The sequence below is a fragment of the Nocardia sp. NPDC051911 genome (assembly GCF_040681035.1).
Lineage (GTDB): Bacteria > Actinomycetota > Actinomycetes > Mycobacteriales > Mycobacteriaceae > Nocardia > Nocardia sichangensis.
The window spans coordinates 1-10,485 of the sequence record NZ_JBFAXY010000074.1 but is presented as its reverse complement, the minus strand read 5'-3'; the positions used below and the strand labels follow the sequence as shown (position 1 = coordinate 10,485).

Annotated in this window: 13 protein-coding genes; 6 read left to right on the top strand and 7 right to left on the bottom strand. The window is 68.7% G+C overall.

Going from position 1 to position 10,485, the window contains the following annotated elements:
- The 4 genes from AB0L97_RS38030 to AB0L97_RS38015 form a co-directional block, all read left to right on the top strand.
- Positions 1–1,039: AMP-binding protein (locus AB0L97_RS38030; protein ID WP_364439776.1), on the top strand; the 1,039-nt coding region annotated here is incomplete at its 5' end.
- A gap of 168 nt (positions 1,040–1,207) precedes the next feature.
- Positions 1,208–2,512 carry a Na+/H+ antiporter NhaA gene (gene nhaA / locus AB0L97_RS38025; protein ID WP_364439773.1) on the top strand — a complete coding sequence of 435 codons (1,305 nt, stop codon included), beginning with the start codon at positions 1,208–1,210 and terminating at the stop codon, positions 2,510–2,512.
- Positions 2,513–2,545: 33 nt separating this feature from the next.
- Positions 2,546–3,052, top strand: coding sequence for a phage holin family protein (locus tag AB0L97_RS38020; RefSeq protein ID WP_355078672.1), 507 nt, complete (start codon positions 2,546–2,548; stop codon positions 3,050–3,052).
- A 43-nt stretch (positions 3,053–3,095) separates the two neighbouring features.
- Positions 3,096–4,031, top strand: coding sequence for an alpha/beta hydrolase (locus AB0L97_RS38015; protein ID WP_355078673.1), 936 nt, complete (start codon positions 3,096–3,098; stop codon positions 4,029–4,031).
- A 184-nt stretch (positions 4,032–4,215) separates the two neighbouring features.
- Here the strand turns inward: AB0L97_RS38015 and AB0L97_RS38010 are convergent, their stop codons facing one another.
- The 4 genes from AB0L97_RS38010 to nth form a co-directional block, all read right to left on the bottom strand.
- Positions 4,216–5,409 carry a MarP family serine protease gene (locus AB0L97_RS38010; protein WP_355078674.1) on the bottom strand — a complete coding sequence of 398 codons (1,194 nt, stop codon included), beginning with the start codon at positions 5,407–5,409 and terminating at the stop codon, positions 4,216–4,218.
- Positions 5,406–6,122: a CoA pyrophosphatase gene (locus AB0L97_RS38005; protein ID WP_355078675.1), complete on the bottom strand. Its 717-nt coding sequence runs from the start codon at positions 6,120–6,122 to the stop codon at positions 5,406–5,408. Before AB0L97_RS38005 ends, AB0L97_RS38010 begins: the two co-directional genes overlap by 4 nt.
- Positions 6,123–6,207: 85 nt before the next feature.
- A complete protein-coding gene (locus AB0L97_RS38000; RefSeq protein WP_364439766.1) occupies positions 6,208–6,852 on the bottom strand; it encodes a TlpA disulfide reductase family protein in 645 nt (214 codons plus the stop codon).
- On the bottom strand, positions 6,849–7,550 hold the full coding sequence (gene nth / locus AB0L97_RS37995) for an endonuclease III (protein WP_355078736.1): 702 nt from the start codon (positions 7,548–7,550) through the stop codon (positions 6,849–6,851). Before nth ends, AB0L97_RS38000 begins: the two co-directional genes overlap by 4 nt.
- A 223-nt stretch (positions 7,551–7,773) precedes the next feature.
- Here nth and AB0L97_RS37990 point away from each other — a divergent pair, with 223 nt between their 5' ends.
- Positions 7,774–8,016, top strand: a complete 243-nt coding sequence (locus tag AB0L97_RS37990) for a hypothetical protein (RefSeq protein WP_067799616.1) — start codon at positions 7,774–7,776, stop codon at positions 8,014–8,016.
- Positions 8,017–8,148: 132 nt separating this feature from the next.
- Positions 8,149–8,823: a Crp/Fnr family transcriptional regulator gene (locus tag AB0L97_RS37985; RefSeq protein WP_039794544.1), complete on the top strand. Its 675-nt coding sequence runs from the start codon at positions 8,149–8,151 to the stop codon at positions 8,821–8,823.
- A 63-nt stretch (positions 8,824–8,886) separates the two neighbouring features.
- Here the strand turns inward: AB0L97_RS37985 and AB0L97_RS37980 are convergent, their stop codons facing one another.
- Genes AB0L97_RS37980 through AB0L97_RS37970 form a run of 3 tightly spaced genes read right to left on the bottom strand, consistent with a single transcriptional unit; the run spans position 8,887 to position 10,355 of the window.
- Positions 8,887–9,678 carry an MBL fold metallo-hydrolase gene (locus AB0L97_RS37980; RefSeq protein WP_364439762.1) on the bottom strand — a complete coding sequence of 264 codons (792 nt, stop codon included), beginning with the start codon at positions 9,676–9,678 and terminating at the stop codon, positions 8,887–8,889.
- Between the two features lie 39 nt (positions 9,679–9,717).
- Positions 9,718–10,176 (bottom strand): RidA family protein, encoded by a 459-nt coding sequence (locus AB0L97_RS37975; protein WP_355078678.1) that lies wholly within the window; start codon positions 10,174–10,176, stop codon positions 9,718–9,720.
- Between the two features lie 17 nt (positions 10,177–10,193).
- The gene (locus AB0L97_RS37970) at positions 10,194–10,355 is read right to left on the bottom strand and encodes a DUF4177 domain-containing protein (RefSeq protein WP_085994820.1); all 162 of its coding nucleotides are present in this window, start codon (positions 10,353–10,355) and stop codon (positions 10,194–10,196) included.
- Positions 10,356–10,485: the final 130 nt, after the last annotated feature.

Genomic DNA, 10,485 nt, shown 5'->3' with positions numbered 1-10,485 from the left:
CGCCGACATCGGCTGGGTCACCGGACACAGCTACATCGTCTACGGCCCCCTGGCCAACCGCACCACCCAAGTCGTCTACGAAGGCACACCCAACTTCCCCGACGAACACCGCCACTGGCAGATCATCGAAAAATACGGCGTCACCATCTACTACACCGCCCCCACCCTGGTGCGCACCTTCATGAAGTGGGGCAGGGAAATACCCGCCGCCCACGACCTGTCCAGCATCCGCGTGCTCGGCTCGGTCGGCGAACCGATCAACCCCGAAGCCTGGCGCTGGTACCGCGAGGTCATCGGCGGCAATCGCACCCCCATCGTCGACACCTGGTGGCAGACCGAGACCGGGGCCATCATGATCTCCCCGCTGCCCGGCGTCACCGCCGCCAAACCCGGCGCCGCCATGACCGCGCTGCCCGGCATCTCCGCTCGAGTCGTCGACGAAGAAGGCAAACCGGTCCAACACGGGGAAACCGAAGCCAACGGCTACCTCGTGCTCGATCAGCCGTGGCCGTCGATGCTGCGCGGCATCTGGGGCGACACCGAACGCTACAAAGCCACCTACTGGGAACGCTTCGCCGACCAAGGCTGGTACTTCGCCGGCGACGGCGCCAAACTCGACACCGACGGCGACCTGTGGGTCCTCGGCCGCGTCGACGACGTCATGAACGTCTCCGGCCACCGAATCTCCACCGCCGAAGTCGAATCCGCCCTCGTCGGACACCACACCGTCGCCGAAGCCGCCGTCGTCGGCGCCACCGACCCCACCACCGGACAAGGCATCGTCGCCTTCGTCATCCTCACCGCCGAAGCCCAACCCACCGACACCCTCATCGACGACCTCAAAACCGAAGTCGCCCGCGAAATCAGCCCCATCGCCAAACCACGCGAAATCCACATCGTCCCCGAACTCCCCAAAACCCGCAGCGGCAAAATCATGCGCCGACTCCTGCGCGACGTCGCCGAAGGACGCGAACTCGGCGACACCTCCACCCTCGTCGACCCGAGCGTCTTCGAGGCGATCCGGGCGGGCAAGGGCTGATCACACAGCGCTGAGCGCGGCCGGTGCCGGGACCCGGTACCGGCCGCACCCGTTAAGATTGCGTCAGGTGTGCCGGGAAGTCTGGTCGGCGAGTGGTCGCGCACCCGTTCAGCCGACGCCGGTGGGTGCCGCGTCCGCGCCGCCCGACCACCGGCCGAAAGGTTTCCCGTGATCACGCGAGTGCGCTCGGAACTGTCCCGCTACCTCCGCACGGAAACCTTCGGCGGCGCACTCCTCCTGATCGCGGCGGCCGGAGCGTTGCTGTGGGTGAACTCGCCGTGGGGAGCCAGTTATCTGACGATCACCGAGACGGTCGTCGCGATACCGCCGCTGCATCTGGAACTGACCCTGGCCGAGTGGACCGAGGACGGTCTGCTCGCGGTGTTCTTCTTCGTCGCAGGCCTGGAGCTCAAACGCGAACTGGTCGTCGGCGAACTCGCCGACCGCAGACGCGCCACTCTGCCGGTCATCGCGGCGATCGGCGGTGTGGTGACGCCCGCGCTGATCGCGGCGGTGGTCGGGTTCGGGATCCCCGGCATGGACCGTGGCTGGGCCATCCCCGTCGCCACCGACATCGCGTTCGCGCTCGCCGTCCTGGCGCTGACCGGTTCACGCATCCCTACGGGCGCGCGGGTCTTCCTCCTCAGCCTGGCCGTGGTCGACGACCTGATGGCCATCGTCCTGATCGCGGTGCTGTTCACCACGACGGTGTCGCTGCTGTGGCTGCTCGTCGCCGCCGGATGCTTCGCCGGGTGGGCATCGGGGCAACGCGCGCGAATCCGCACTCCGTTGCTCTACGTGCCGCTGGCGTTGGTGTCCTGGTACGCGCTGCACGAGGCGGGCATCCATCCCACCCTGGCGGGCGTCACCCTCGGCCTGCTCACCCGGGTGCGTGCGGATCCCGGTGAATCCGAAGCGCCTGCCACCCGGCTCGAGCACATCTTCCAGCCGGTCTCCGCCGGGTTGTGCGTTCCGCTGTTCGCCCTGTTCGCCTCCGGAGTCCCGTTGAATCCCACGGTCTTCGGTGAGTTGTTCACCGACCGGCTCGCGCTGGCCGTGATTCTCGGCCTGCTGGTGGGCAAACCGCTCGGGATTTTCGGGATGAGCTGGGTGGCAATCCGGTTGGGCGTCGCGACGCGGCCCAGCGGACTCGGCTGGCGGGACATGTTCGCCCTCTCGGTGCTCGGCGCGATCGGCTTCACGGTTAGCCTTCTCGTGGCGGAACTCGCGCTCGCCGATGTCGCGGACGGGTCGGCCGTCGAGTTGGCGAAGGCCGCTGTGTTGGTGACATCAATGGCGGCGTCGCTCGCCGGTTCGGCGCTACTGTTGCGGCGTGGGCGTGTCCACCAGGCTCGGCGGGACGCCCGTGCGCTACAACGTGAACAATACGGCGGCGCGAGCGATCCGCCCGGAGGCGGTAGCCTGCGTGACCACGGAGGGCACCGGGAGCACCGCCGATCGAACGGGAGTTGAAGCAGTGCCGGGACAGGGAGAAGGGTCGACCAAGTGAGTTTCAACCACGGCGGTAACGGGAGCGACGCGGAGCGCGGTCGTACGGTCACCTCCATTCCCCTCACGGATGCCGATCCGCTCGGCAACGCCAGTTTCGGGACGCTGGTGCGCGACGCCGCCGAGCAGATGTCGACCCTGGTCCGCGCCGAGGTCGAACTGGCCAAGGCCGAGGTCACCGGCGAGATCAAGAAGGGCCTGCAGGGCAGCGTCTACTTCATCCTCGCGCTCACCGTGCTGCTGTTCAGCACGTTCTTCTTTTTCTTCTTCCTCGGCGAACTGCTCGACGTGTGGCTGGCGCGCTGGGCGGCCTTCCTGATCGTCTTCCTGCTCATGGTCGTCGCCACCGCGGTACTGGCGTTCCTCGGCTACCGGCGGGTGAAGAAACTGCGCGCGCCGGAGAAGACGATCGATTCGCTCAAGCAGGCGCGCACGGTGCTGCCGCACGGCTTGGGCGCGTCCGCGCACGAGGACCGCCTCGCCCTGGAGAAGCAGACTTCCTAGGCGCGCGCGCGAGCCGGTACGGCGGCTACTAGGCTCGATCGGCGTGTCGGCGAACTTGCTCCCGGATCCGTCCAGCGTCCGTTACGACGGACCGTGGACGCATAGGGACGTGCACGCCAACGGCATCCGCTTCCACGTCGTGGACGCGGCGCCCGAACGGTCCGACGCACCGCTGGTCGTGTTGCTGCACGGCTTCGGCGACTTCTGGTGGTCCTGGCGGCACCAACTGACCGGCCTGGCCGAGCTCGGCTACCGCACCGTGGCCGTCGACCTGCGCGGCTACGGCGACAGCGACAAGCCGCCGCGCGGTTACGACGGCTGGACGCTCGCCGGTGACGTCGCCGGGCTGATCCGGGCACTGGGCTACACCGAGGCGACGCTCGCCGGGCACGCCGAGGGTGGTCTGGTCTGCTGGACCACGGCGGTGCTGCATCCGCGCTTGGTTCGCTCGATCGCGCTGGTGGGCTCGCCGCATCCGTCGGCGTTGAAAAGCTCCGTGCTGCGCAACCGCCGCCAGCGCGCGGCCTGGCTGCCGAACTTCCTTCGCTACCAGCTCCCCCGGTACGGCGAGCACTTGTTGACCACCGCCGACGGCTTCGAAGTGGAACGGCTGCTGCGCCAACGGGTCAGCGCGGGTTGGGCGAACACCGCCGAATTCGTCGACACCGCACAGCGGATGCGGTCGGCGATCCGGATCCCCGGCGCCGCGCATTGCGCACTGGAGTACCAGCGCTGGGCCTTCCGCAGCCAGTGGCGGCCGGACGGCCGCCGGTTCATGGCGACCATGCGCCAACCCATCCGCATCCCCGTCCTGGCCATGCGCGGCGAGCTGGACCCGTACGTACTGCCGGGAACCTTCCGCCGCGACCTCCATCTCTCGCCGGAACGGCGGCTGGCCGGTATCCCGGCGGCCGGGCACTTCGCCCACCAGGAGAACCCGGACGCCGTGACGAAGGAACTGGTCAAACTCCTCGGCTGAACGCTTCGCGTTCCGGCCCGGCCACGGGTTCGCGGCCGGGTCTCGGTTCGATGAAAGCGCGTACCCACACCGATCCCGCGCTTCCGCCTTCCCAAGTCGCGACCAAGCCCTGCAGCGGAACGAGTTCCGCGACATCGGAATACCACGGCTCCGTTCCGGTGGTACGGCCGACCCGCGTCGCGGATCAGCTCAGCACACAGGCCCCCGTGGCCACCGGCCCATCGGAACGCTGCGAAGCTTCGAGTTCGGAGCGGACTTCGTTGAGCGTCAGCACATAACCGGTGTCGTTGTCGGTCACCGCGGCGCCGAAGACGACCCCGAGCACCTGCCCTTCGGTATCCACCAGCGGCCCACCGGAATTGCCCGCCTGGACGAGCCCGCGGACGGTGTACACCTCACGCTTCACCGTTCCGTCGCGGTAGATGTTCGGGCCGGTCAGATCCAGAGTCTCGCGGATCCGGGCCGCGCTCGCGGTGTACCGGCCACCGCCCGGGTAGCCGAGCACGATGGCGCTGTCGCCGGTACGCGCGGGCGACGGCGCCTGCGGCACGACCGGAGCGGTGAGTCCGGGTACCGAGAGCACCGCGACGTCGGTGAACGGGTCGAACAGCACCACCGAAGCGGGCAGCGAGCCGTAGGCGGTGTCCACGTCGACGCTCGTCGTGCCCGCGACGACGTGAGCGTTGGTCATCACGCGCTCCGGGGCGATCACGAAGCCCGAGCCCTCCAGCGCCCGCTGGCAACTCGGCGCGACACCGCGGATCCGCAGCACGCTCTGCTGCAGCGAGGCGGCGACCGGGCTGGCCAGCACGCTCGGATCCGGTGGTTCCACCGCGGCGATCGGCGCCCGCCCGAACGGCCCGATCACGTCCGGCAGACCGGAGGTGTTGAGCAGCTTGGAGAATTCGTTGGGCAGCTTGCGCAGCCAGTTCGGCGCGACGTCGTTGACGTCGGCCAGCACCCGCGAGCCGTTGATCGCGGTCGCGATGGCCGGCTGTGACGAGGTGGCCAGCGGCAGTGCCAGCAACCACGCGGTGACCAGCACGGCGACCGCCTGCAGCCCCGCGCCGACCACGCTGTCCACGCTGCGCGTGAAGGGATGACGCATGCCGCTGCGCGCCGCGCGTCCGAGCACCATGCCCGCGACTTCACCGACGATCACCAGCACCACGATGAGCAGCACGCCGGTGAGCACCCTGGTGCGGCCCTCGTCGACGTGCACCAGGATGTGCGGCGCGATCAGGATGCCCGCGACCGCGCCGAGCACCACGCCGAGGAAGGCGAGCGCGGAGGCCACCGCGCCCTGCCGCCAGCCCGAAGAAGCGGCGAGCAGGGCCAGTAGCACGACGGCGATGTCGAGCCAGGCCGACGAACTCATAACGTCATCCCCACGGCGGCGAGTGCGGTCTGCAGATCACGGACGTCCGCGTGGTCCCACTCGCGATCCCAGCCCGCGGCCTTGCTGATCCCGGCGAGGATGCCGCCGGTGAGGCCCCAGACCAGCATCCCGTCCACCTGGAACGCCGGGCTCTGATAACCGAGGGGGCTGCGAACCAGGAAGCGGTTGGCCGGATCCAGCAGCTGCGCGAGCGGCACGCGCACGACCCGCTCGGTCTCGCTCCGGTCGACCACCTGCACCGCACCCGGCGTACGCCAGTACGCGAGCACCGGCGTCACGTCGAAACGAGAGACCGGCACGAACAGCTTGGGTTGTACCGCGAACGGTTCCACGCCGGAACGGTCGAGGCCGGTTTCCTCGCACGCCTCCCGCAGCGCGGTATCGATCGGCCCGGCATCGCCCGGGTCCGCGGCGCCACCAGGGAAGGCCACCTGGCCGCGATGCTGACGCAGGGTGGAGGCGCGCTGGGTGAGCAGCACCTCCGCGTCGGCGGGCAGTCCGCCGGGGGCATCCGGGTCGGGCTCCGGCGAGCCGCCGAACAGCACGAGCACCGCCGCTTGACGCGGCTTCGAGGTCACGGTCATGGCGCGGCGCAGCGCACGCGCCCTGGTCGCGGTGTCGGCGCTGTCGAGGGCCGGTTCGGCCGAGCGGGTCAGCCAGTTCGGGATGCCGGGGGGCATTTCGATGGTCATCGCGCACCTCCCCCGCGCATTCGCCCACCGACCCGCGTGCACGCCCGCACCGTCACCTCCACCATTGATTCGTCCACCCGCATCGTCATGCGGCCACTCCGAGCTTGCCCGCGACGGTATCCGCGATGTCATCCACCCCGTCGAAAGCGCGCACCTCGACGTCGGCTATCGAGCCATCGGCACGCACAAGCACCGAGATCGGCAGCACAGAGGGGGCGCCGACGACCGTGCGCACTCGCGCGTCGGCGTCGAGCACGCCGGGCAATCTCACGTCCAGTCCGCGCAAACGGGACAGTGCCTTGGCCTCATCAGGGTCGCTGTGCACGGTCAGCACCGTAATCGCGTTTCCGGCGCGTTGGGCGTATTGCTGCAAATACGGCAACTCTCTGGCGCACGGTGCGCACCAGTAGGCCCAGAGATTCAGCAGGGCGGGCTTGCCCGCCAGCGCGGCGGCCAGGTCGACCGGTTCGCCGTCCGCCAGACATCCCAGCGTTATCCCGGCCAGCGGACCGTTGCCGGGGGCCGCGCCGCTCGGGCAATCGGGCAGATGGGCGGCGGCGCGCAGGTCATCGGAGACGCCGGAGGCAACGGGAGCCTGGTGTTGCTCCTCGCTCCGGTCGTCGCCGCGCGGCCACACCGCGACCGCCAGCGCGACCACGACGATCAGACCGGCAAGTGCCCAGCGCCACGCATGTCCCGCACTCCTTCGGCCCGAGGGCTCAGAACTCACCGGCCCACCAGCTCGAGCAGATGCTCCCGCTCCGGCCCCTTCACCAACTTGGCCGCGGCCTCCGGATCGGTCGGCCCGATCCCGAACGACGGACAGTCTTTGACCAGGACGCACGCACCGCACGCCGGCTTGCGGGAATGGCAGACGCGCCGTCCGTGGAAGATCACCCGGTGCGACAGCATCGTCCATTCCTTGCGCTCGATCAGCGCGCCGACGATGTGCTCGACTTTGACCGGGTCCTCCTCGTCGGTCCATCCCCACCGGCGCACCAGGCGACCGAAATGGGTGTCGACCGTGATGCCGGGGACCCCGAACGCGTTACCGAGGATGACGTTGGCAGTCTTGCGCCCGATGCCGGGGAGCTGGACCAGTTCGGTCAGGGTGTGAGGCAATTCACCGTCGTGACGTTCCAGCAGCGCTTGGCCGAGTCCGATCAGGGAGGAGGTCTTGTTCCGGTAGAACCCGGTCGGCCGGATGTATTCCTCCAGCTCCGCGCGATTTGCCTCGGCGTAGGCCCGCGCGTCCGGGTAACGGGCGAACACCGCGGGCGTGGTGAGATTCACGCGCTCGTCGGTGCATTGTGCCGAAAGTATTGTCGCCACCGCCAATTCCAGCGGTGTGGTGAAATCCAGCTCGCAGTGCGCGTCGGGGAAGGCAGTCGCCAGTTCACGGTTCATCCGGCGCGCGCGGCGGACCAGCCCGAGCCGGGTTTCCGCCTGTCGTGCCCTGGTTTTCCGATTCGGAGCCGCGGCGGCGACCGGCGGCGTTCCGGAGGGCTCGGAGCCGGGCGGAAGCCCGTTCCCGGAGGCGGTGGAGGGGGAGACGCGCACGCGTCCACCATACGGAATCGGCAGACAACGTTGTCCTTCCAGTTCAGTTGCCGTGTTCCATCTGAGACCTCGACCGTGTTTACTGCTCGTCATGCAAGGACTCGCTGTGGTGCTCTTCCCAGTGGTGCTGATGCTGTTCGCACTGGGTATGGAGCGGGTCGAGAACCGGCTCCGCAAGCTTCTCGAACCCGACGAAGAGGTTCAGCAGTACCTGGACAAGGCAAGCAACGCCGAGGTGAAGGAGCTGACCAAACTCGGTCTGCCCGCCGCCGTCGCCCGGATGCGCAAGCGCCGCTCCCGCGGCGATGAGATGGACGTGGCCCGCGCCAGCTGACGCGGCGCAAGTGTCGCGCAATCCACTCGTTACGTGGTGTCCGTCACTACGCTGTAGTGAGGCCGCGTAGACTGCGCTGTTGGCCGAGTCGCTTCGGTCCGGTACAGAGCCATTTCCCTAAGGAGCACATTCGTGGACGAGGCCCTCGCCAGAGCAGGCATCTTCCAGGGCGTCGAGCCCACTGCGGTGGCCGCCCTCGCCAAGCAACTTCAGCCGGTTGATTTCCCGCGCGGTCATGTCATCTTCAACGAGGGTGAGCCGGGTGACCGGCTGTACATCATCACGTCCGGCAAGGTGAAGATCGGACGCCGTTCGCCCGATGGGCGCGAGAATCTGCTGACCATCATGGGCCCGTCCGACATGTTCGGCGAGCTGTCCATCTTCGACCCAGGTCCGCGCACTTCCACCGCCACCACGGTGACCGAGGTGCGCGCGGTGACGATGGACCGCGACGCCCTCAAGACCTGGATCGACCAGCGGCCCGAGATCGCCGAGCAACTGCTCCGCGTCCTCGCCCGCCGCCTGCGCCGGACCAACAACAACCTGGCCGACCTGATCTTCACCGACGTGCCCGGCCGCGTCGCCAAGGCGCTGTTGCAGCTCGCACAGCGCTTCGGCACGCAGGAAGCCGGTGCGCTGCGGGTCACCCACGACCTGACCCAGGAGGAGATCGCCCAGCTGGTCGGCGCCTCCCGCGAGACCGTGAACAAGGCGCTCGCCGACTTCGCGCATCGCGGCTGGCTGCGGCTGGAGGGCAAGAGCGTGCTCATCTCCGACTCCGAGCGCCTGGCCCGCCGCGCTCGGTAACACGCCCCGAACGACGAACGCCGGGTTCAGCGCTCCACTGAACCCGGCGTTCCGTTGTTCCTGTCAGCCGTGCACGCGCAGGTAGTCCAGCTGCGCCTGCACCGAACTGCGCGCCGCGGGCCACAGCCGCTCGTCCACATCGGCGTACACGCGCCGTACGACCGCCATCGCGTCCGCATCCGAACCGAGCACCCGCAACGCTTCCCGCACCTGGCCGAGGCGCTCGTGCCGATGGGCGATGTAGTAGCGGGCAACCGGTTCGAGATCAGGATGATCCGGGCCGTGCGCGGGCAGCAACGCCTTGCCCTTGCCCGCTTCCAGCAGCCGGTCCAGCGAGGACAGATAGTCGGCCAGCGCACCACTGCCTGACCCGAGCACGGTGGTGCCAGCGCCGAGGATGGTGTCGCCCGTCAGCACCGCGTCATCGAGGACGAAACTGACCGAGTCGTCGGTGTGGCCCGGCGTTTCCAGCACGGTGATCCGCAGGCCCGCGGCCTCGATCACCTCGCCGTCGGCGAAGGCGGCAGCCGAGCCGCGCAGAAAGCCGGAATCCTTGGCGCGCACGGATGTCCCGGTCAGTTTGACCAGATGATCGATCCCGCCGGTGTGGTCGTGGTGGTGGTGGGTGATCAAGGTGAGAGCGACCCGGCCACCGGTGGCCTCGGCGATCGCGGCGCTGTGCGACTCGTCCTTCGGACCCGGGTCCACCACCACACAGTCCGACCGGCCCGCCGCCCGCAGGATCCAGGTGTTGGTTCCCTCCAGGGTCATCTGTCCCGGATTGTCGGCGAGCAGCACCGCCGCCGTCTCGGTGACCTGTCGGAGCTGCCCGTAGGCGGGGTGTGTCAACGTCATCGCAAAACCTCGGATAGAAACGGAGCCGACAGTTCCGGTCTAGCGCACCTCGGCGATCAGTTCGACTTCGACCGGAGTATTCCGGGGAAGTTCGGAGACGCCGACGGCGGAGCGCGCGTGCTTGCCCGCGTCACCGAAGACCTGACCGAGGAACTCCGACGCACCGTTGATCACCACCGGCTGATCGCCGAATCCGGGTGCCGAAGCCACGAATCCGACCACCTTGACGATCCGCACCACCGCGTCCAGCCCGACCAGGTCGTGCACTGCGGCCAGCGCGTTGAGCGCGCACAGCCGAGCCGCTTCCTTGGCCGCCTCCACCGAAACCTCCGCGCCGACCTTGCCGACCGCCGACAGCTCGCCGTTCACGAACGGCAGCTGACCGGAGGTATAGACGAGCGACCCGGTGCGGATCGCGGGAATATAGGCCGCGACCGGTGCCACGACCGGGGGCAGGGTGATTCCGAGCTCGGCGAGGTTCTTCTCCCACTGGGTCACTGCGTCACCCTCCTTCGCTACTTGGGCCGCTTGAGATAGGCGACGTGCTGCTCACCGGTAGGGCCGGGCAGCACGGTGACCAGCTCCCAGCCGTCGGCGCCCCACTGATCGAGAATCTGCTTCGTCGCATGCGTCAGCAGCGGCACGGTCGCGTACTCCCACAAGGTCGTATCACTCATGTGCGAGAGCGTAGCTCTGTCTGGTTGCCGCGACTTCGTCGCGGCGTGTTCGCGGCCCCCTTGTGGCTCGCGTTTGCGCGACTACGCCGCCTTGACCACCACCGAGGGGCTCGCCGGGTGGTGGACGGCC

What these genes read in the sequence shown, in the direction of transcription:
- AB0L97_RS38010 (WP_355078674.1), bottom strand. Translation starts at nt 5,409, where the DNA reads ATGAGTTCGTCGGCCTGGCTCGACATCGCCGTCGTGCTACTGGCCCTG.
- AB0L97_RS38005 (WP_355078675.1), bottom strand. Translation starts at nt 6,122, where the DNA reads ATGACCATCGAAATGCCCCCCGGCATCCCGAACTGGCTGACCCGCTCG.
- AB0L97_RS37990 (WP_067799616.1), top strand. Translation starts at nt 7,774, where the DNA reads ATGCAAGGACTCGCTGTGGTGCTCTTCCCAGTGGTGCTGATGCTGTTC.
- AB0L97_RS37980 (WP_364439762.1), bottom strand. Translation starts at nt 9,678, where the DNA reads ATGACGTTGACACACCCCGCCTACGGGCAGCTCCGACAGGTCACCGAG.
- AB0L97_RS37970 (WP_085994820.1), bottom strand. Translation starts at nt 10,355, where the DNA reads ATGAGTGATACGACCTTGTGGGAGTACGCGACCGTGCCGCTGCTGACG.